Source organism: Enterococcus italicus DSM 15952, from assembly GCF_000185365.1.
Lineage (GTDB): Bacteria > Bacillota > Bacilli > Lactobacillales > Enterococcaceae > Enterococcus_G > Enterococcus_G italicus.
In genome coordinates, this window is record NZ_GL622241.1 from 1,102,958 (window position 1) to 1,123,900 (window position 20,943).

A 20,943-nucleotide genomic window follows, 5' to 3' on the forward strand; every position below is an offset into this window, starting at 1 on the left:
TATAATAAATTTGAAACTACGTATTTTATTTCGGGGACGAATGATAAATATCGAAAATTATATTCTCCATACCTTATTCAGAATGAAGCCATGAAGAGAAGTATAAAAAAAGAAATTGCTACTTACAATTTCTATGGAATTTCTGGTAATTTCGACGGTACAGATGGAATTTTAAATTTTAAAAAGCATTTTAATGGACACATTGTTCAAAAAATTGGGACATTTATTTATTATCCCAATCCAGTAAAACATCAAACGATTCATACCGTAAAAAAATTATTTGGAAGAATGTAGAAAAGTTGCTATAAAAGTTAATAAATTATTTGCTATTATACTCAAAGACAGCTATTCTTGTGGTATTCTGATGTTTTTTCACAATTAAATATAATTGGAAAATTGCAATAGCTTCGTTCAAATTCAATAAAGGTAATATAAATCATGTAAAAAGTCATTTTAATTGGATACCTTTATTTTGATGTGTGCATATTTTATCTAGAAAATAAGGTTCTAGACTTAAGGTCATTATGGTTAGATTCTTTCCATGATTTTAATAAGAGTCATTGTATTTAACGACATTTAAAAGCAACTTATTATTTATTGGAACACTGATTCTTTTTACATTGTTAACCAAAATTTCATAGAGAACTACGGATGAGTCTTTGTTTTGAATTTTGTTTATAAATAATCTGAGATATCAGCAATGGTTTATCATAACTTTGAAAATGGGACGAATTATTGTCGTAAAAATAACTTGCAAATGTAAAAAAACGTATCTAATTATTTAGTAGTTATTAATTGTGTTAGATGGTTTGGAAAAGAGGCGTGTAAATGGCAAGTGCACAGATTTTTAGTGAGAATGATGGAAACATGCGCCAAGTATTAAATGTTACAAACTACGATCAATACGCGCTTGGTGCACCAACTGGCTGTGAAGGGGCATCCTTACTACAGGCTTTGCAATTTAAAGGAAAGCTAACCAATATGGATTTAGTCTCCTTTCTAAGAGAAATACCCCAAACAACAAATGGAAGCCCGGAGACGGGATTTGTTGGGAGCCCTTTTGAAGAAAACGATTGGACCTACACGGCTATTTATCCGGGGCCATTAGCAAAGTGGGGACAAACATATGGGGAAGTGAGCGATATTTCAGGCTGTTCCGTAAATGAGTTATTGGACCAAGTCGGTAAAGGAAATCCCGTGATTGCTTGGGTCTCCATTGATTTTGAACCATTACGATGGGCCGAATGGTCATTCGGTAGAGCGGCCAACAACAACCATGCTGTTACGCTCGATGGTTTTGATCGAACCACCCAACAAGTTCATGTGTCAGATCCAATAAGTGGCACCTATTGGCTTCCATTAACGAAATTCCAAGCCATTTACGACGAACGAAAATTTGCGGTTGTAGTTCGTTCATAATTTCCAACAACATTTTCCTCTATTTGGGGTTTAAAGAAGAAAATGCTGTTTTTTTTACAAAATTGACTTGTCTATTTATTCAATACATGTTAAAACTAATAAGAAGACAAAACAAAAAAGAGGGATGCTTAGATGGTAAAAGATATTCAAGAGATTCAAATAGGTGAGCGTTATGAAGTGAAGCCAAAAGGATTTCACCGTGCAATCAGAGGAAAAGTTCAAAAGGTGACAGCGGATAAAATTTATTTTGAAGTGGAGCACTGCGAACTTGTTGACAAGCCCATTGCATCTGAAACCCCGCTTGTTGAAGCAGAGATTTTTGATATCAAAAAATCGTTAACTGAGCATTATTTCTTTAGTTAGACAACTAGGAAGAAGAGTAGCCCCATTCTCGCGAAAGTGATCTTTAGGAGAATGACCCGCTACTCTTTTCTTATGTTTTTGCAAATTTTTCTTCTTTTCCCGTTTTTTAAAAAGAACAGAGGGGCAATATGGTATAATACCAGAATGTAGAAGACAAATTAAAGATAAGGATTGACCCCATGGAACCAATAATCATATCAATTGTGACACATAACAGCAAAGATATCTTTCGCACGCTGGATCAATTTGCTTCCTTTTTACCAGATGCTGCTTATCAAGTGGTTATTTTTGATAATGCATCCGAACAAGCCTATGTTGAACGAATAAAAACCTATTCTTTCGTCAAAGTCATCCAATCATCCGAAAATCGGGGCTTTGGCTATGGACATAATCAAGTGTTGCGAAACGCAAAAGGGACAACTGCTATGATTTGTAACCCGGACATTTTAGTTGATAGGCAGACATTAGAGGAGCTAGCCAATCTTGTTTATAACAATCCGCTTTCTCGTAAAACGGCTGTTGTTTCACCAAAAGTGCTAAATGAAGATGGCACGACGCAATTTTTAGTCCGCCACAAGTTGACTGTTTTTGATTACGCCTTACGATTTATTCCGTTTCAATTTATCAAAAAAAGATTTGATCAGCGTTTGGCAGATTATGAGTGTCGCAATCTATCTGATCACAGCTATTCACTTATCCGCATGGGATCTGGTTGTTTTATGGCGATAAACTTAGCGGCATTTCAAGCGATTAACGGATTTGACGAGCAATTCTTCATGTATTTTGAAGACAATGACTTGTGTTTGCGATTTGAGCAAGCTGGATACAAAATCGTCTATACACCGTTCGCTACGGTTACCCATCTTTATGGCAAGGGAGCCCATCGCAGTGGCAAGTTATTTTTAGTTTTTCTGCGTTCAATGGCGCAATTTTTTTAGAAAATGGGGGTGGAAATTCTATTGAGCAAACCCAGTTTACAATTTGTTCTCGTTTTGTATCGCCAAACATGGCCAGCTGTGGCCAGTAACAAACTACTGAGTACCTTTTTACGAGAATATCCAGGAAATCATTTACTAATTATTGACAATAGCCCTGAAATGCAGGACGTCCCAATAGTCGGCGAAGCCAACATTACTTATCAACAGTATCCCGAAAATCCAGGACTAGCGCCAGCGTATAACCTGGCACTGGCAGAAGCCAGCAAGCATCATCATGATTGGTTGGTTTTACTTGATCAAGATACCACGCTTACAGAGGACTATCTGGCGGCTATCCTTACAGACAAACAACCATTAGACGAAGTTGTTTGTCGGGTACCGCAAATGTTTGCTAACCAAAAACAAATTTCTCCGTTATTAGCCGATGCCTATATTGATCGCCATTGGCATTGCCCTCCAATTGGGGTAACCAATCGTCGGGTAATGGCAATCAATTCAGCGAGTGTTTGGCGAGTCAATTTTTTAGAAAAAATAGGTGGTTTTTCGTTGGAATTTCCGCTAGATTTTTTGGATCATTGGTTGTTTTATCAAGTGCATGTTCATCACAAAAAGATAGAGGTACTCCCTATTTGTTTAGAACATGACCTTTCTGTTCTTCATTATCAAACCATGACCATAGAACGTTATCAATCGATTTTAGCAGCCGAGGCACGCTATTATACAGAAGTGGAGATAGAAAAGAAGCAACGTCATTTGCAGCAATTGCAGCGGCGAACAATTAAACAGTTTTTATCAGTTGGCAATCGTTCGATTTGGCGTGCCACATGGAAAAGTTATCAAAATTTGCGGAGGAAGAGGAAATGATTTCAGTTTGTATGACGACTTACAATGGCGAGCGTTTTCTAGATCAACAATTGACCAGTATCCTCCAGCAGTTAAAACCTGAAGATGAAGTCTTAATTTCGGACGATGGGTCAAGCGATGGTACAAGAACGTTACTGCAGCAATTTGAAGCACAGGATGCACGCATCCATTTATTCGATGGACCACAAAAAGGGGTAATTGCCAATGTCGCGTTTGTCCTAAGCAAAGCACGAGGGAATATTCTTTTCTTGGCCGATCAAGATGATTATTGGCTACCAAATCGTGTCAAAAGCATGCTTGCAGCATTTGACAGTCACCCAGACGTCCAAATTGTCCTGGCTGATTTAGCCATTGTAGATGATCAAGGAACGATCATTCATCCTTCCTATTTTGACTTGCGACAAGTAAAAGTTGGCAAATGGCAAACGTTAATAAAAAATGGATTTATCGGTGCAGGGATGGCCATCACCTCACAACTCCGAGATAAAGCCTTGCCATTTCCGCCAAACATTCCAATGCATGATATGTGGCTTGGGATGCTTGCGGACAAAAACGTGTATCTTTTAAAGGAACCACTTACGTATTATCGCCGGCACGCAAATAATGTCAGTGAAATTGCCACAACGGCTTCTTTTACCCAAAAGTTTCGTTGGCGTTGGCATTTGTTTTGGGCATATGTCGGTCAAAAATCGAGGAAAAAATAAAAAAAGGGTTTTTTTTCGTGACAATTATCGGTAAAATAGCAAGTGAGATGCCAAAAAATAAAGGAGCTTATGTATGAAAGGAATTATTTTAGCAGGGGGATCGGGAACACGTTTATACCCATTAACCCGTGCCACTTCAAAACAGTTGATGCCTATTTATGACAAACCAATGATTTATTACCCAATGTCAATTTTAATGTTGGCTGGAATTAAAGAAATCTTAATTATTTCAACACCGGATGATACACCACGCTTTGAAGAATTATTTGGCAATGGTCACGACTTAGGTATTCATATCGAATACAAGGTACAACCTAGCCCAGATGGATTAGCACAAGCGTTTATCTTAGGTGAAGAATTCATTGGCGATGATAGCGTCTGTTTAGTTTTAGGAGATAATATTTTCTATGGCGGCGGCTTATCAAAAATGTTGCAACGAGCAGCACAGAAGGAAAAAGGCGCAACCGTGTTCGGTTATCATGTGAATGATCCAGAACGTTTTGGTGTAGTTGAATTTGATGAAGAAATGCATGCCTTATCAATTGAAGAAAAGCCATCAAAACCAAAATCAAATTTTGCAGTTACTGGCCTGTATTTCTATGATCATGATGTCGTGGAAATTGCCAAAAACATCAAACCATCCGATCGTGGTGAATTAGAAATTACGGATGTGAACAAAGCCTATTTAGAACGTGGCGACTTATCAGTGGAGGTTATGGGACGTGGATTTGCTTGGTTAGATACCGGAACGCACGAATCACTTTTGGAAGCTTCAACTTTTATTGAAACCATTGAAAAAAGACAAAATTTGAAAGTGGCTTGTTTAGAAGAAATTGCTTACCGCATGGGCTACATTGATCGGGAACAATTGGCAAAACTTGCCCAACCGCTTAAGAAAAATCAATACGGTCAATATTTATTACGACTGGTACATGGAGGAGACTCATGGGAAAATTAAAAGTTACAGCCACAAAATTAACAGATGTCAAAATTATTGAACCGGTCGTTTTTGGCGATCATCGCGGGTTCTTTACTGAAAGCTATTCAGATAAAGACTTTAAAGAAGCCGGCATCGACTTTGACTTCATTCAAGACAATCATTCACTTTCAACGGAACCGGGAGTCCTTCGTGGCTTACATTTTCAAAAAGGACAAGCAGCGCAAACCAAATTAATTCGTGTGGTAACAGGCGCAGTTCTTGATGTGATTGTGGATATTCGTAAAGGCAGTCCAACTTACGGAGAATGGGAAGGCTATATCTTATCAGCCTCTAATCACCGTCAATTGCTAGTACCAAAAGGATATGCACATGGCTTTGTGACCTTGACAGATAATGTTAACTTTTTATACAAATGTGACAACTATTACAACGCAGAGGCAGATGGAGGCATTGCCTTCGATGACCCTGAATTAGCAATTACGTGGCCAATTGACCAGTCCAAAGCTATTTTATCTGAAAAAGACAAACATCACCCAACCTTGAAAGAGTTTGAAGCAGAAAATCCATTTGTTTATGGAGAAATCTAAGGAGAAAACCATGAAAAATATTATTGTAACGGGTGGCGCAGGCTTTATCGGCTCAAACTTCGTCCACTATGTCGTAAATAACCATCCAGATGTTCATGTAACGGTACTTGATAAACTAACTTATGCTGGAAATAAAGAAAATTTAGCTGGTCTTCCTGCTGACCGAGTGGAGCTAGTTGTCGGAGATATTGCCGATCCAGAAATTGTTGATCAATTGGTTAAACAGACAGATGCTGTCGTTCACTATGCGGCTGAATCGCACAACGACAATTCATTGAAAGATCCATTTCCTTTTGTTCAAACGAATATTGTTGGAACGTATACCTTATTAGAAGCTTGTCGTAAGTACAATGTACGCTACCATCATGTTTCCACGGATGAGGTATATGGCGACCTACCATTACGAGAAGACTTGCCAGGACATGGCGATGGCCCAGGTGAAAAATTCACCGCCAAAACACCTTATAATCCATCAAGTCCCTATTCGTCGACCAAAGCAGGTTCTGACTTATTGGTTCGAGCTTGGGTACGTTCATTTGGATTACAAGCGACCATTTCAAATTGTTCAAATAACTATGGACCATATCAACATATCGAAAAATTTATTCCACGCCAAATCACCAATGTTTTAAGCGGGATTCGACCAAAATTGTATGGCGAAGGAAAAAATGTCCGAGACTGGATTCACACCAACGACCATTCTTCTGCCGTGTGGACGATTTTAACCAAAGGCAAAATAGGAGAAACGTATCTTATCGGTGCTGACGGCGAAGAAGACAACAAAACAGTGATGGAATTAATTTTAGAATTAATGGGACAAGACAAACATGCCTATGATCATGTAAAAGATCGTGCGGGACATGACTTACGCTATGCGATTGATTCAACCAAACTAAGAGAAGAATTAGGATGGAAACCACAATTCACAAATTTCCATGATGGCTTAGCTGATACAATTCAATGGTATCAAGACCATGAAGAGTGGTGGAAAGCAGAAAAAGATGCCGTTGAAGCAAATTACGCCAAAAATGGTCAATAAACGTGAAATCGCGTTAACGTGGATACACACTTGAAAGGCAGGACGCATCCTGCCTTTCTTTCGGATAAGAGGAGGAACAAACAATGATTTTATTAACAGGTGGAAATGGGCAACTTGGTACGGAATTGCGCCATTTACTAGATGAACAAGGACATGCATATCTTTCAACAGATTCACATGAAATGGATATCACGGATGCCGAAGCGACCATGGCAAAAATTAAAGAAATACAACCAAAAGTCATTTATCACTGTGCCGCCTATACAGCTGTAGACAAAGCAGAAGATGAAGGAAAAGAACTAGACGAATTGGTAAATGTCAAAGGAACAGAGAACGTCGCCAAAGCAGCGGAAGCAGTGGGAGCAACTCTCGTTTACATTAGTACGGATTATGTTTTTGATGGCACATTAAAAGATGGAGAATACGCAACCGATGCCCCAACAAATCCATTAAATGAATACGGACGCACAAAATTAGCAGGTGAAGAAGCTGTGCAAAAATACATGAGCAAGTATTATATCATTCGTACTTCTTGGGTCTTTGGAAAGTATGGACATAATTTCGTCTTTACAATGCAAAAACTAGCCCAAACACATCCAACATTGACTGTTGTAAACGATCAATATGGCCGGCCAACTTGGACTCGTACCTTAGCGGAATTTATGACCTTTGCCACAGAAAAAAAGATTCCCTATGGTATCTACCATCTATCAAACGACCATGCTTGTACGTGGTATGAATTTGCCAAAGAAATCTTGAAAGACACCGATGTAGATGTTCAGCCGGTCACTAGCGACCAATTTCCACAAAAAGCGCACCGCCCTCAATATTCAGTGATGGATCTAAGTAAAGCAAAAGCCACTGGGTTTACGATACCTACATGGGAAGAGGCATTGAAGATGATGTTGGAGAGTGTGGAGTACAATTAATTTTATAAATTTAACTATTGCGTATATTTGAAGAACTAGTTTAGGAGATAGTTTATGTACAATATGTTATTAAAAAAAATTTTACCACATCCGGAAATAATTTTTTTAATAGTATCAATAAGCTTTGGAATACTATTTTCTCTTATTCAACCCCTTTTCATTGAACCAGATGCGGTTTACCATTTTGATAATGCCATGTATATATCTGATACCGTAGTGGATAGATCTGAAGTTGGCGTGACATCAGAAGATTATGGGTCAAAGCCAATTCCATTCACTTTAATAAGTGAAATGTATAAAAATGATTTATATTATAAAAATCTTTTTTTAAAAAGTTACCTCTTATACCAAAATACAAAGCAGATAAACGTGTTAGCGGAAATTATGGAACAAAAAATGATAAAACATATTTTTCAGATATAATGCACGTTGTTCCCGCAATTGGCGTAAAGCTTGGATATTTTATTTATCCATCTATTGGAAGTATGATTCTGACAGCTCGAATATTAAGTGTAATCTTTTTTAGCCTGTGCATTTTTTTTATTATCAAAGCATCTAAAGTCTATAAATATATGTTTTTGATGATTTCATTGACTCCAACAGTTATGCAGATTGTTACAAGTTTAAGTTATGATACATATAATTATTTGGCATGTTCTTTGATGATTATGGTATGCATCAATATGGGAATAGATATTAAGAAAAAAGAGAAGATTTCAATAATAGATTTCTTTATTAGAATCCTAATCCCGTCTATAATCCTTTATTATTCGAAGATGAATTCAAAATTACTTTATCTTATTCCTTTTGTAATTCTATTATATTTGATAAAACAAAAAGTAAAAATTAATTTTAATAAGGGAACAATTATTTTGATATCACTTTTTGCAATGTTTGTTTTTGGAGGAATAGTACTCACATTATATTTTGAGCAAACAGTTTTTATTACAAAAAAAATTGTTTTTACTTTGCTTGAACCTTACTACACAGTCTTGTCAACAGAATTGATTAGTGGCACTACTACAGCGGGCATTCCAAATTGGTTTTATGGTATACAATTTGCTACGTTGATTCTTTTATTTTTGTCGTATAACAAAGTAGATTTACCTTGGTGGTTTACCGCGTGCGCTTTAATTGTATTTGTACTTAACTTTTTTGCAATTATGATTTCTTACGCGGTTGATAATAATTTTTCTGATTACGCAAATAGAATTATTACTGGACCTCAGGGAAGATACTTCACCCCTTTTATTATTTTATTGGCACCGATTTTTTCTAGAATTGCAAAAAAGATTAGTGTTAGTTTTAATAAGTGGTTGATTTTATTAGTTCTAGTAGTCATTGTTGTTTCTTTAATTTTAAATTTGTCCATTACATCATTGAAATTTTATGTGTTACAGATACCAGCTGATGAATGGCGATCAGGAATTCATCATTACATTTTTAAATAAAGATAATTCGTATGATTTGATGAAATACAAATTACAAGTACATGGTAGATATCTAGTGATAAAAACGTGTTATTAATTAATACTTTTACAGGTTAATATAGTTTAGTAATTTGATTTAAATAGGCTTTCAGTTTTTTTGAAATTTTTCAATTCATAAATCCACTTTTCCCTTAAAAAATTTGATAAGTTGACGTTTATCAAACTATAAATGTTTCGCCTTGTTTTAAGCTCAATATTTTTCATAGTAAAATATTTCTTATTAACTTGTGTTGTAATCTCAAAATACACGATTCTTTGTATTGTCTGAGAACTAGCTGAGTTCGTTTTACAATATGAAATACAAGGTATATAAAGAGTGTATTTTAAACAAGGAATTTTTTTATTTTATTCATTCCAAAAAAATGTAGAAACAGAGTTTACTAAATATAGAATAAGAGCAGTTGCTTTTTTTAATTAATGTCTACTGAACAGTAAAGTTTCCTTGATATAACAACATTTTCCTCTTACTTTTGATATAATAGGTGCATGATTTTTTTCGGATTACTGGCATAAATCGTGCACTTCACTCAATTTTGGAGGCTTTTCATGTATAAATTACAAACAACCGTTCAATTGGCTTTTGAAGATTTCAATCAACCGATAGGTCTCAAAATGAATCCGTCTAACCGTTGGATTCAAAAAGCAGAGATCATTCCATGGACTGAACTTGAAAAAGACTACGCTAAAAATTTTCGTAATAAAAAAGGAAACGAAGCAAAACCCTTTCGCATGGCCTTCGGAGCTCTGTTGATTCAAAAGGAATATAGCTATAGCGACGAAGAAACGGTCTTACAAATTCAAGAAAACCCGTATTTACAGTTCTTCATCGGTTTACCGGACTATCAAGATGCCAAGCCTTTCGATGTTTCTACAATGGTCTATTTCCGGAAACGCTTGGACGAAATAACGTTGATAGAAATCAATGAAAAAATACTCGTCTTCAACAAGAAAAAAGACGATAAGAACAATGATTCTCATGATGATTTCAATTCCGGAACATTGATTTTGGATGCCACTTGTGCTCCATAAAATATCAAATATCCAACCGATACAGAATTGTTGAATGATGCCCGTACCCATGCCGAGAAAATCATCGATGTTGTTTGTGAAGGGGAAAAACTGAAAAAGCCCAGAGTCTATCGAAAAAAAGCTCGAAGTGTGTATTTAGGCATTGTTCGTCGTAAGAAAAAAGCCAAACGATGGTTGCGTGCTGAAATTCGCAAGCTCCTTTCTTTTGTGAAAAGGGATATCAAAATGATCAAAGAATTTATAGAACAAGGAATCCTCATTCCGCTGGTCCTGCAGGGAGACTGGGAAAAGCTTCAAAAAGTTTATGAACAACAACAATTCATGTATGACAACAAAATACATTCCGTTGCAGAGCGTATTGTGAGTTTCCATCAGCCTTGGGTTCGTCCGATTGTGAGAGGAAAACAAAAAGCAGCCGTCGAATTTGGAGCCAAATTCGATTTGAGTATCGATCAAGGATTTGGCCGTACCGAAAAAAGCAGCTTTGAAGCCAATAACGAATCGGAAGTATTAGTTGGTGCCGTAAGGCACTACCACGACCGTCATGGCTGTTATCCAGAGCGAGTATTGGCGGATAAAATTTATCGAAACCGCGGCAACCTCAGCTATTGTAAAGGTCGGGGCATTCGACTATCTGGTCCAGCCTTAGGAAGGTCTAAAAAAGACGAGGTCCGAGAGAAAGAACAAGACTACAAAGATAACGTTTACCGAATAGAAGTGGAACGAAGCTTCAGTAAAATGAAACGCTGTTTTGGCGCCAATCTCATTACCACAAAGTTAAAAGAAACGACTCTTACGAGCATAGATCTAAGCGTTATCGCACTCAATCTGTCAAAATTGACGGCAGATTTTCTGCACACTTTTTTTGGGAAAAATCAAAAATTTTATTTTTGGAAACAATTAGCTGTATTCAAAAGACTTTTAGAGATGCGCTATTTGTTCAGTAGACATTAATTAAAACTCAAGAATCAATTGTTTGGTTGAGTTTCTATCTACAGTCGAGTATAATTTTTTAAGAATTGTAGAAAAAATTTAAAAATAATGGAGGACTTGTTTTGCAAATCTTTGAGAAAAAAAATAGAGTTTTGCTAAGAGAATTAGTTAAAACGGATTTTAAATTGCGATATCAAGGAAGTTTAATGGGTTATGTATGGTCGGTTTTAAAACCGTTAATGCTATTTGCTGTAATGTATGTAGTATTTGTACGATTTCTTAAATTTGGAGCAGATGTTCCTCATTTTTCTGTTGCTTTGTTGTTAGGAACAGTGTTATGGGGCTTTTTTAATGAGACAACTAATTTGTCAATGTCCAGTATCGTTTCTCGAGGGGATTTGATAAGAAAACTCAATTTTCCTAAACAGATAATAGTTATATCAATCTCTTTAAATGCTATGATAAACTTATTAATTAGCTTGATGATAGTTATTTTGTTTGGAATAATCAACGGTGTGAATATTTCGATTTTTGCTTTTTTAGCACCGTTATTACTCTTAGAATTGTATATATTTAGTTTAGGAATATCGTTTATATTAGCAACTATTTATGTCCGTTTTAGAGATATTGGTCCTATTTGGGAAGTTGTACTGCAGGTATTGATGTATATGACACCGATGATTTATCCAGTGAGTTTGGTAATCAATTATTCACCTAAAATAGCTAAAATTCTGATGTTAAATCCGTTAGCTCAAATAATGCAGGATTTAAGATATTTATTGGTAAGTGATAAAAATATTACAGTTTGGATGTTAATTAGTAACCATTTTATAGTTCTTATCCCGTATATTTTATCCATAGCCACACTATTTCTTGGTTATGCTATGTTTACTAAGAATTCAAATAAATTTGCGGAGATGATCTGATTATGGTCCAAGATATCGTTGTTAAAGTGAATAGTGTGAAGAAGTCTTTTCGATTGCCTACAGAAAATACGAATAGTCTAAAAAGAACTATTGTAAACTATTTTAAAGGGATAAAGGGATACAGGGAACAGCATGTTTTAAGAGATATATCATTTTCAGTTAATCGTGGAGACTTCTTGGGTATAGTTGGAAGAAACGGTAGTGGGAAATCTACCTTACTGAAGATTATTTCCCAAATTTATTCTCCAGACTCTGGTTCTGTTGAAGTGAACGGGAAATTAGTTTCTTTTATAGAACTGGGTGTAGGTTTCAACCCAGAATTAACTGGTAAAGAAAATGTATACTTAAATGGTGCACTTATTGGTTTCTCACCAAAAGAAATAGACAGAATGTATGAAGATATTGTGGATTTTGCTGAATTACATGATTTTATGGGGCAAAAGTTAAAAAATTACTCGAGTGGAATGCAGGTACGATTAGCTTTTTCGGTAGCTATTAGAGCAAAAAGTGATATTCTCGTGCTTGATGAAGTTTTGGCAGTCGGAGATGAAGCATTTCAAAGAAAATGTAATGATTATTTTATGCAATCTAAAGAAGAACAAAAAACAATTATCCTTGTTACTCATTCAATGGAAGCTGTAAGAAAATATTGCAATAAAGCACTATTGATTGATAAAGGAAAAATAAAAATATATGGGACGCCTGATGAGGTAGCTAATCAATATTCTTTGGACAATGTTTTTCAAGAAGGTGCATCAACAGTCATTGAGAATAACGAAATAGCTGAAAGCAAAGAAAAAGAAGAAATAACTAAAGAAGAGCTATCAGTTATTTCTAATTTTAAAGTTAGTCTTATTTCGGATGAGTTGGTGGAATCTAGTAATAAAGTGATAGAATTTGATGTTGAATATGAAGTTCAAGATAACATAGAAACATATATTGCCTTTTCCTTAACAGATATTGACAGAAATTTTTGGATGTACAATGATAACTCATTTGACAATATGACAGATGGGTTGGGTAAAAAAAAATACCGATATCGTTGTTCATTAGATAATATAAATCAATGTAAATTACAATTAATTGTTTCAGTAAGGAATAGCAAACATGAGCCCTTGGCAATTGCTAGTGGAATACATGCTCCAATCATCATCATTTCTCCTAAGCCAAATATGAAACAAAGTGAAAGAGATTCCAGTACTGGTGTGATAACAAGGAATGGTAGCTGGTTAAATAATTATTAATAAGCTGTGCTATTAAAAAAATTTAGTGGAAGGAATAATTTAAATATGGAGAATTTAGTAACGGTTGTTGTCACTTCGTACAATCATTCGAATTATATTGAAGAATGCATTCAAAGTATATTCAGTCAAACGTTCTCTAAGCTTGAACTAATAATTATAGATGATGCTTCCACGGATGACTCTGTAGAAAAAATTAAGAAACTCCTACTCAACTCACCATTTCCTGCCGAAAAAATTTTTTTAACAAAAAATGGTGGATTGGTCAATGCGAGGAATATTGCATTATCAAGAAAACTATCCAAATATGTATTATTTGTGGATAGTGATAATTACTTACCTAGAGATTATATTGAAAAGTTATATGTTTTGGCAGAGAAAACAAACAAAGATATCATTTATGCAGACTTAAAGGAGGCTAACTCTGATAAAACTTTCATGAAAGCCAGAGAATATTCTTTGGAAAGTCTTCTTTTGGGTAACTATATAGATAGTTGCTCTTTAATTCGAACTGATATAATTGGAAACATTCGTTATGATACTTTTTTAAATTATAAAAAATTAGAGGATTATGATTTCGTTTTAAATCTAATCATAAGAAATAATGCTCAGTCACTATATTGTAAGGATACTTATTTAAATTATCGCGTTTTATCAAATTCTCTTTCGAGGCAAGGAAATCATAATTCGGAACAGTACTATTACGAAATTTATTTATATATAATAAGTAAATTTTTAGATTTAATACCGAATGAAATTAATTACACATTAAAAACGACTATTTTGGGTATGGAAAAGAGAATTTTCGATTTGGTGACCCATCTTAGCGATGTTACTAATTATGTTTTGGATTTAGAAAAAAATAATCAAACTCTTGACCAGAAAAATATTACACTATCTGAGAAATATAAAGAGGAAATTGAGAATCATAGGGCTGAATTGATCAATGAAAAAATAAGCTTAAATTATCAAACAAAAAAAATGAAGAATTGTCAAATCTATTAAAAGCGAAGCAAGATGACTATGTAATGGTAATAAACTCTACTTCCTATAGAGTTGGTAATAAAATAGTTAATTTTGTCAAACGGACCATTCAGATCGTTAAGAATCCAAAGTCATTAGGGAGAGCAGTCTATCATTTGTCATTGAGAGTTATTCGAAAAATAAAGAAACAATTACGATTCAAGCGACTGATATATACACAATTGCGGAATTTTGAAAGAAAAAAAAATGTGTATAGCGATCCAAAACGTATAATGATTTTCGTTATCTATGAAAATGGTTCACGTATTCAAAAATATAAGTTGTTTTTCTTAGATAAAATTGCAAAGTTGGTAGACAAAATAGTCATCGTATCAAATACTCAGCTAGATACAAAATCTTTAAACGAATTGAAAGTGTTTGGCGAGGTCCATATCAGAGAGAATACTGGATATGATACAGCAGCATTTAGGTATGGTATCAATTTGATAAAAGAAGAGTTAATTGAAAACTATGATGAATTACTACTAGTGAACGATACGAACGTCGGTCCTTTTTTTGAGTTAAGTAAAATGTTTGATAAAATGGAAAAACGTCAACTTGATTTGTGGGGGATCTCTTACGGTGAAGAACAACCGGATTTCACTGGAATGAATCCGTATGGCTATATTCCTAAACATCTTCAATCTTTCTTTCTTGTAATTGAAAAATCTCTTTTTTCAAATAAAAAGTTCTTTGAATATTGGGATTCGTTAGAGGACACAAATTCTAGAGAAAAAGCCATTGGAAAACATGAAACAGTTTTTACTAGATATTTTGAAGATTTAGGTTTTAAACAAGGCGCTGTTACAAATTATAACGAAGATAGTCCTATGTATATACATCCGTTGAAAATGATTAAAAAGGGTGTACCAATTGTTAAATATAGTGCTTTTTCCAATTATGATGATGATAAGTTTCTGTGGCAAGGCTTGGTTAGAAAAACAGAGATTCCAGATTTAATCGAGTATATTAAAACAGAATCTGACTATCCTATATCCATTATTAATGATATTGTTAATCAAGAAAAAAAACGCACGCATAAAAAATATATTTTGATTATTGATGGGGTAGAAAATGTTATACCACAATTGACAACTTATAGAGTCAATAACAAAGTAGAGCAGTTAAGATCATTAGGGTATAATGTTTGGAAAGTAAACGCCTCTTCTTTTGAGATGGGATATGCCGAGAATGCTAGTCATATTATTATTTATCGAGCCACTTATTCTGACAAGCTATCCTTAATGGTTCAATTAGCGAAAAAATATGGCAAACCTGTATTGTATGATATTGATGATTTAGTAATCGATACTAAATATACAAATCAATTAAGCTATGTGAAAAATCTTTCTCCAAATGAAAAAAGAAATTATGATTTGGGGGTTCGAGGATATGAAAATATGCTTAAACTATGTGATGGTGCAATAGCCACAACAAAGGCTTTAAAAAAAGAAATGGAAAAGTACAAACCAAAAGTATTTATAAATCGAAATTTAGCAAGCAATGAATTAATAAATATTTCGGAAAAAGCCTATTTGTTAAATAAGAAAAAACTGTCAAATATAGTCAAAATCGGATATTTTTCTGGATCAATTACACATAATGAAAATTTTAATCTTATCAAGCATGCAATTTTGAAAATTTTAAATGAGTATGAAAATGTTGAATTACATTTAGTAGGGCATATAGATTTACCAGAGGAATTAAAAATTTTTAAAGGTCGGGTAGTAATTCATGCATTTGTTGATTGGAAAGAACTCCCTTACCTTATATCCGAAGTTGATATTAATCTTGGTCCATTGACAAAATCGATTTTTAATGAAGCAAAGTCGGAAATAAAATGGATCGAAGCTTCACTTGTGAGAGTGACGACTGTGGCTAGTAAAATTGGCTCATTTGAGGAAATGATTAAAAATGGAGAAACTGGATTTTTAGTGGATGATCATGATTGGTTCAATACCCTTTCATATCTTATCAATCATTCGGATAAAAGAGAAAAAGTAGCTGAAAATGCATATGATTATGTACGACTCCACTGTTGTACTAAAAAACACGAAGATGAATTAACTATGTTTTTAGGAGGAAATTAAAGTAATGAAATTGATTGAACCCTTAATTAAGTATAAAAATAAGACTGTTGTCTTTTTCTTCCTCATTTCACTTTTTTTTGCACAGTTCATTGTTCAATATCAACAAACAATGTGGCCTAAATTGTATCTTTTAATAGTGTTTAGTGCGATGATTTGCCTCTTATTGTTTAGTTCTTTAAATAATGAAAAAAAAATAGCGTGGAATGCATTCATTTGTATTATGATACTAGGTGGAGCCAATGCATTAATTATGCCTATTCGATACAACTTAGATGAAAATACGCATTATTATCATGTATTGCAAATAGCTGATGGGAATTTTAGAAATCAATCGGATGAAAAAAACTTTTTGATGATCTCTCCTGACTTTTTAGCTGTAACTAAATTACCAAGTAAGCAGGAATATAATTCTCCGCTAAATACAAATTTATATGATTCACAATTTAGAAATCTGAAGAACATTCCTGCTGAATACAATTCAAAATGGACAAATGATAAGAGTGGAAAGATTAATAATCCTGCATATTATCCATCTGCACTTGGGGTTTTTATTGGTAGAAAAATTAGTGATCGTTTGATGGTATCTTATTATCTAGGTAGGTTCTTTAATGTAGTTTTTTATGCACTTTTAGTTTTTCTTGGTATTTCGATTAGTAAGAAGTTTAAAATTCCCTTATTCATTGCATCCACAATTCCGTATACGTTATGGATAACTGCTGGTTTTAGCTATGACTCGCTCTACTATGGTCTGACTATTATTGTAATTTCTTTGTTTGTTAATATGTACACATCTAAAGAAAAGACAATACGTGTGAAAGATGTATTGGTTTATTCTTTGGTTTGTTCCGCTTTTGTTCTTTGCAAGGCTCCTGTTGCTTTACTTTTATTCTTACCAATGTTTATTCCAAAAAAAAATATTTTTCATCCAAAGAAAAATATATTTCCTTGTTACCAATGTTACTAGGTTGTATTCTGGTTACTATATGGATAAAACAAGAGACACTTCTAAATTTTCTTTTTTCAGGAGGAGCAAGTGCTGGTTCTTCTGCTGTTGTTAATACCTTAGTTCCTGAAAGACTTATGTTTTTTATTAATCATCCATTTTATACACTTGCCTTATTACTCAGAAGTTTTTCAGATGTGTTTGTGACATTTCAAAATTCAATCAGTAGTCCATGGCCATTCATAAGTCCTTCCCAGTTAATATCAAGTATTAATTTTATCTATTTTCTTATATCTTTATTGCTTTTGAGTGCAACTTTGAAAATACAGGTTAACAATTTCTTTAGATGGGGCATCAGTATTCTTTTCTTTGTAATTACGATTGGAATTTTTTATGCAATATCAGGTGACCCTAGAGTATACAAACTAGGGGATTTACATATCGGAGGTGTTCAAGGGAGGTACCATTTTTATATGATTCCCCTATTACCATTGCTATTGTCACCAAGCATACAGAAATTAAATCTAATAAATGATTTGAATGAAAGTAAGCTGTCTGTATTTTTTATGAAAACATCATATATTTTATTGTTTTTAAATACTTGTGTTGGTATGTACGCTTACTTATAAAGAATGGGGTTGAAATAAATTTGAAAAACATATTGTTTATCTCACCCACAGGAACATTGGATAATGGGGCTGAGATTTCAATTTCTAATTTAATGATGGAATTGAAGAGAGAAGGATATAAAATTTTAAATATTGCACCTGGAAATAAAGAAGCAAATAGACAATACTATGACTTTTTTTTGAATAAGGAGATTGAGACAAAGTTTGTGTCACCAATTAAATGGTGGTGGGAGGATGCACCAGGAACGTTGTTTGGGACAGATGAGGAACGAGCCAATTCGTATAGAGAAACAATATTGGAAATTACGAAAATTATAAATGAATTCGAAATAGATTTAGTAATTAGCAATACTGTAAATGTTTATTTGGGTTGTTTAGCCGCTGCATGTGAGTCCATACCACATTTTTGGTTAATTCATGAATTTCCCAAAAATGAATTCGCATACTATAAAAATAAAATAGATTTTGTTCAAAACTTTAGTAATGAAATTTTTGCAGTTGCTGGTGAACTTTCAAGTGAATTGCAGCAAATGATGAATAAGAAAATAAAAAGCTTTGTTCCTTATACTAAGGTAGAAAAAACTGAAATTGCCAAAGGAAACTACTCTAGAATAGTTTCAGTTGGAAGAATAAATGAAAGAAAAAATCAATTAGAGTTAATAAAAGCTTCGTTAAATTTTCTCGATAAAGGAAAGGAATTGGTTTTAATAGGCGACTGGGATGATGAGTATAAAGCTGAATGTGATGCATACATTAAAAGTAATAAAATCAAGAATGTGATCTTTACTGGTTATAGAGAAAACCCATGGAAAGAAGTAACCAGTAGAGATATTTGTGTTTTTCCTTCAAAAAATGAAACTTTTGGATTAGTTTATGTTGAAGCCATTTTAAATGGAATTCCGACAATTATTTCTAATAATTTAGGACATATGTCAGCATATAAAATTTTCAAGGCAGGGGAGTTTTATAATAGTGGTGATATTGTTCAACTAAAAAATAAAATCCAACAAACGTTAACGAACCAAGAAGAGTTATCAAGGAAATTAATAGCCAAAAAAGATGACCTTCATGCTTTATATCAACCAAAAACTTGTTATGAAGACATAATAAAAACTATAAATACCAATAATGAATATAGTGCGAATTCAATCAGGCATGTTAAGAATTTGTTAATGTATAATACAAAAAGAAGTAAACTTGCAAGTCTTGAATACCGTATACGTCTTTTTTTAAGTAAGGCAAATTATAGAATTAAATATATGATAAGAGGAGTAAAATAGTGATCATACATACGTTTGTAATTTGTGCCTATAAAGAGTCTTCATATCTAGAAAAATCTATTAAATCTTGTATGAGCCAAGTTACAGTAAAAAACAATCAATCCAACGTTATTGTGTATACTAGTACACCCAATCGGCATATTTTTGATATTTGTAAGAAATATAATCTAGAATTATTTATTGGAAATCGAAAGAGTATTGGTTCGGATTGGAATCAAGCTTTGGAAAATGTAAAAACGCCATATGCAACAATTGTTCATCAAGATGATATTTATTTTGAAAATTATGGATCTTTGGTTTTACAGCAATTATTGGAATGTAAAGAAACCAATATAGTTTTTACTGATTACGTTGAAAGCAATGAAAAGGGTGAAATCAAGCCAAGAAATTTGAATTTAAAAATTAAAACATTTGGATTAAGTGTGCTATCTGTTTGTAAAATTAAATGGTTTCAAAGAAGGGTGTATGGATTTGGAAATTTCATATGTTGCCCTGCAGTCAGCTATAATATGGTAAAATTAAGAAAGTATGATTTTAAGTTTAATGAAGATTTAAAAATGGTAGTTGATTGGGATGCATGGGAAAGAATTATGTCTTACCCGGGAAACATAACCTTTTTGAAAAATAGAGCGATGGCGCATAGAATTCATAAAGAATCAGAAACAACGGCAAATACTCAAGATCATAATAGAGAAAAAGAAGAATTGATGATGTTTAAAAGGTACTGGTCTACTTTTTTTGCAAAGCAGTTGATGAATTTTTATGTCTATAATCAAAAATCCAATAAGTGAGAGAAAAAAATTATGGAAATAAAAAAATACTTTTAATAATACCAGCATATAATGAATCGGAAGGTATTATTAAGGTAATTGAAAGAGTTAAGAAATATTGTTCAGAGTCAGAATACAACATCGACTATATCGTTATAAATGATGGTTCAACAGACGATGAACAGGAGATATTGGAAAAAAATAAAATTAATAACATAGAATTAATCAATAATTTGGGAATCGGTGGTGCAGTGCAAACTGGATACTTGTATGCAATGAAGTCTAATTATGACATCGCTGTTCAGTTTGATGGTGACGGACAACATGATATTGAATCTTTAAATAATCTAATTGACCCAATTATAAAAAATCAGTCTGACTTTACAGTTGGTTCAAGATTTATAGAAGATAGTACTTCTGATTTCAAATCTAGTGTAGCCCGGCAACTTGGAATAAAGCTTTTATCATCGTTAATAAAAAGTTTAACAAAGTTTGAGATAAAAGATGTAACTAGTGGCTATCGAGCGGCAAATCAAAAAGTAATTAAACAGTTTGTCGAGCGCTATCCTTCTAAATATCCTGAACCCGAAAGTTATATTTATTTATTAGCCAACAATATTCGAGTTAAAGAAGTAGGAGTCAAAATGTTTGAACGAGAAACTGGTAAATCGAGTATTAGTTTTCGAAATTCAGTATCATACATGGTAAATGTGTCTTTATCGATAATTTTTGGATTTTATATTCAAAAAAATATAAAAAAAATAAGTAATGAGGAAAATAATATGCCAATTCAATTACAAATTATA

At 33.5% G+C, this 20,943-nt stretch carries 22 protein-coding genes and 1 pseudogene; all 23 read left to right on the forward strand.

Translation table 11 applies throughout. The features are described 5' to 3' along the window. The coding region (locus HMPREF9088_RS05220; RefSeq protein ID WP_007208109.1) for a peptidoglycan bridge formation glycyltransferase FemA/FemB family protein at window positions 1-294 on the forward strand (294 nt) is incomplete at its 5' end. Window positions 295-828: 534 nt separating this feature from the next. Beyond that, window positions 829-1,419: a C39 family peptidase gene (locus tag HMPREF9088_RS05225; protein ID WP_007208110.1), complete on the forward strand. Its 591-nt coding sequence runs from the start codon at window positions 829-831 to the stop codon at window positions 1,417-1,419. Window positions 1,420-1,551: 132 nt separating this feature from the next. Continuing rightward, on the forward strand, window positions 1,552-1,782 hold the full coding sequence (locus tag HMPREF9088_RS05230; protein WP_007208111.1) for a hypothetical protein: 231 nt from the start codon (window positions 1,552-1,554) through the stop codon (window positions 1,780-1,782). A gap of 179 nt (window positions 1,783-1,961) precedes the next feature. Beyond that, window positions 1,962-2,745: pseudogene (locus tag HMPREF9088_RS05235) on the forward strand (glycosyltransferase family 2 protein). After that, a complete protein-coding gene (locus HMPREF9088_RS05240) occupies window positions 2,742-3,584 on the forward strand; it encodes a glycosyltransferase (RefSeq protein WP_052607483.1) in 843 nt (280 codons plus the stop codon). The pseudogene HMPREF9088_RS05235 and the gene HMPREF9088_RS05240 overlap by 4 nt, the downstream one beginning before the upstream one ends. Then, window positions 3,581-4,288: a glycosyltransferase gene (locus HMPREF9088_RS05245; protein ID WP_040366487.1), complete on the forward strand. Its 708-nt coding sequence runs from the start codon at window positions 3,581-3,583 to the stop codon at window positions 4,286-4,288. The genes HMPREF9088_RS05240 and HMPREF9088_RS05245 overlap by 4 nt, the downstream gene beginning before the upstream one ends. A 73-nt stretch (window positions 4,289-4,361) precedes the next feature. Beyond that, window positions 4,362-5,246 (forward strand): glucose-1-phosphate thymidylyltransferase RfbA, encoded by an 885-nt coding sequence (gene rfbA, locus HMPREF9088_RS05250; protein ID WP_007208115.1) that lies wholly within the window; start codon window positions 4,362-4,364, stop codon window positions 5,244-5,246. Then, on the forward strand, window positions 5,234-5,815 hold the full coding sequence (rfbC, locus tag HMPREF9088_RS05255) for a dTDP-4-dehydrorhamnose 3,5-epimerase (RefSeq protein WP_007208116.1): 582 nt from the start codon (window positions 5,234-5,236) through the stop codon (window positions 5,813-5,815). Before rfbA ends, rfbC begins: the two co-directional genes overlap by 13 nt. 10 nt (window positions 5,816-5,825) lie before the next feature. Then, window positions 5,826-6,854, forward strand: a complete 1,029-nt coding sequence (gene rfbB, locus HMPREF9088_RS05260) for a dTDP-glucose 4,6-dehydratase (protein ID WP_040366489.1) — start codon at window positions 5,826-5,828, stop codon at window positions 6,852-6,854. Between the two features lie 83 nt (window positions 6,855-6,937). Continuing rightward, window positions 6,938-7,783: a dTDP-4-dehydrorhamnose reductase gene (rfbD, locus tag HMPREF9088_RS05265; protein ID WP_007208118.1), complete on the forward strand. Its 846-nt coding sequence runs from the start codon at window positions 6,938-6,940 to the stop codon at window positions 7,781-7,783. 54 nt (window positions 7,784-7,837) lie between these two features. Continuing rightward, window positions 7,838-8,206: a hypothetical protein gene (locus tag HMPREF9088_RS11430; RefSeq protein ID WP_007208119.1), complete on the forward strand. Its 369-nt coding sequence runs from the start codon at window positions 7,838-7,840 to the stop codon at window positions 8,204-8,206. Beyond that, complete coding sequence (locus HMPREF9088_RS05270; RefSeq protein ID WP_007208120.1) at window positions 8,206-9,234, forward strand: DUF2142 domain-containing protein; 1,029 nt, start codon at window positions 8,206-8,208, stop codon at window positions 9,232-9,234. The genes HMPREF9088_RS11430 and HMPREF9088_RS05270 overlap by 1 nt, the downstream gene beginning before the upstream one ends. A gap of 585 nt (window positions 9,235-9,819) precedes the next feature. Beyond that, complete coding sequence (locus HMPREF9088_RS12345; RefSeq protein WP_007208121.1) at window positions 9,820-10,302, forward strand: IS5 family transposase; 483 nt, start codon at window positions 9,820-9,822, stop codon at window positions 10,300-10,302. 30 nt (window positions 10,303-10,332) lie between these two features. Continuing rightward, complete coding sequence (locus HMPREF9088_RS12350; protein ID WP_007208122.1) at window positions 10,333-11,256, forward strand: IS5 family transposase; 924 nt, start codon at window positions 10,333-10,335, stop codon at window positions 11,254-11,256. A 101-nt stretch (window positions 11,257-11,357) separates the two neighbouring features. Continuing rightward, a complete protein-coding gene (locus tag HMPREF9088_RS05280) occupies window positions 11,358-12,161 on the forward strand; it encodes an ABC transporter permease (RefSeq protein ID WP_007208123.1) in 804 nt (267 codons plus the stop codon). A 2-nt stretch (window positions 12,162-12,163) separates the two neighbouring features. Next, on the forward strand, window positions 12,164-13,405 hold the full coding sequence (locus HMPREF9088_RS05285) for an ABC transporter ATP-binding protein (protein ID WP_007208124.1): 1,242 nt from the start codon (window positions 12,164-12,166) through the stop codon (window positions 13,403-13,405). A 45-nt stretch (window positions 13,406-13,450) separates the two neighbouring features. Beyond that, the gene (locus HMPREF9088_RS12355; RefSeq protein ID WP_007208125.1) at window positions 13,451-14,407 is read left to right on the forward strand and encodes a glycosyltransferase family 2 protein; all 957 of its coding nucleotides are present in this window, start codon (window positions 13,451-13,453) and stop codon (window positions 14,405-14,407) included. A gap of 227 nt (window positions 14,408-14,634) precedes the next feature. Further along, window positions 14,635-16,515, forward strand: a complete 1,881-nt coding sequence (locus HMPREF9088_RS12360; protein WP_248632124.1) for a rhamnan synthesis F family protein — start codon at window positions 14,635-14,637, stop codon at window positions 16,513-16,515. Window positions 16,516-16,519: 4 nt separating this feature from the next. Continuing rightward, window positions 16,520-17,479, forward strand: a complete 960-nt coding sequence (locus HMPREF9088_RS11435) for a DUF2142 domain-containing protein (protein ID WP_007208127.1) — start codon at window positions 16,520-16,522, stop codon at window positions 17,477-17,479. Beyond that, the gene (locus HMPREF9088_RS11440; RefSeq protein WP_155802031.1) at window positions 17,461-18,087 is read left to right on the forward strand and encodes a hypothetical protein; all 627 of its coding nucleotides are present in this window, start codon (window positions 17,461-17,463) and stop codon (window positions 18,085-18,087) included. Before HMPREF9088_RS11435 ends, HMPREF9088_RS11440 begins: the two co-directional genes overlap by 19 nt. A 20-nt stretch (window positions 18,088-18,107) precedes the next feature. Further along, on the forward strand, window positions 18,108-19,367 hold the full coding sequence (locus HMPREF9088_RS05300) for a glycosyltransferase family 4 protein (protein WP_040366491.1): 1,260 nt from the start codon (window positions 18,108-18,110) through the stop codon (window positions 19,365-19,367). Beyond that, window positions 19,367-20,158 (forward strand): glycosyltransferase family A protein, encoded by a 792-nt coding sequence (locus HMPREF9088_RS05305; RefSeq protein WP_007208130.1) that lies wholly within the window; start codon window positions 19,367-19,369, stop codon window positions 20,156-20,158. Before HMPREF9088_RS05300 ends, HMPREF9088_RS05305 begins: the two co-directional genes overlap by 1 nt. Further along, on the forward strand, window positions 20,155-20,943 hold a 789-nt coding region (locus HMPREF9088_RS05310; RefSeq protein ID WP_007208131.1), incomplete at its 3' end, for a glycosyltransferase family 2 protein. The genes HMPREF9088_RS05305 and HMPREF9088_RS05310, both read left to right, overlap by 4 nt.

Bases quoted from the DNA above. Each gene is read 5' to 3' on its own strand.
- HMPREF9088_RS05225 (WP_007208110.1), top strand. From the start codon at position 829: ATGGCAAGTGCACAGATTTTTAGTGAGAATGATGGAAACATGCGCCAA.
- HMPREF9088_RS05230 (WP_007208111.1), top strand. From the start codon at position 1,552: ATGGTAAAAGATATTCAAGAGATTCAAATAGGTGAGCGTTATGAAGTG.
- HMPREF9088_RS05245 (WP_040366487.1), top strand. From the start codon at position 3,581: ATGATTTCAGTTTGTATGACGACTTACAATGGCGAGCGTTTTCTAGAT.
- rfbA (WP_007208115.1), top strand. From the start codon at position 4,362: ATGAAAGGAATTATTTTAGCAGGGGGATCGGGAACACGTTTATACCCA.
- rfbC (WP_007208116.1), top strand. From the start codon at position 5,234: ATGGGAAAATTAAAAGTTACAGCCACAAAATTAACAGATGTCAAAATT.
- rfbB (WP_040366489.1), top strand. From the start codon at position 5,826: ATGAAAAATATTATTGTAACGGGTGGCGCAGGCTTTATCGGCTCAAAC.
- rfbD (WP_007208118.1), top strand. From the start codon at position 6,938: ATGATTTTATTAACAGGTGGAAATGGGCAACTTGGTACGGAATTGCGC.
- HMPREF9088_RS11430 (WP_007208119.1), top strand. From the start codon at position 7,838: ATGTACAATATGTTATTAAAAAAAATTTTACCACATCCGGAAATAATT.
- HMPREF9088_RS05270 (WP_007208120.1), top strand. From the start codon at position 8,206: ATGCACGTTGTTCCCGCAATTGGCGTAAAGCTTGGATATTTTATTTAT.
- HMPREF9088_RS12345 (WP_007208121.1), top strand. From the start codon at position 9,820: ATGTATAAATTACAAACAACCGTTCAATTGGCTTTTGAAGATTTCAAT.
- HMPREF9088_RS05285 (WP_007208124.1), top strand. From the start codon at position 12,164: ATGGTCCAAGATATCGTTGTTAAAGTGAATAGTGTGAAGAAGTCTTTT.
- HMPREF9088_RS12355 (WP_007208125.1), top strand. From the start codon at position 13,451: ATGGAGAATTTAGTAACGGTTGTTGTCACTTCGTACAATCATTCGAAT.
- HMPREF9088_RS11435 (WP_007208127.1), top strand. From the start codon at position 16,520: ATGAAATTGATTGAACCCTTAATTAAGTATAAAAATAAGACTGTTGTC.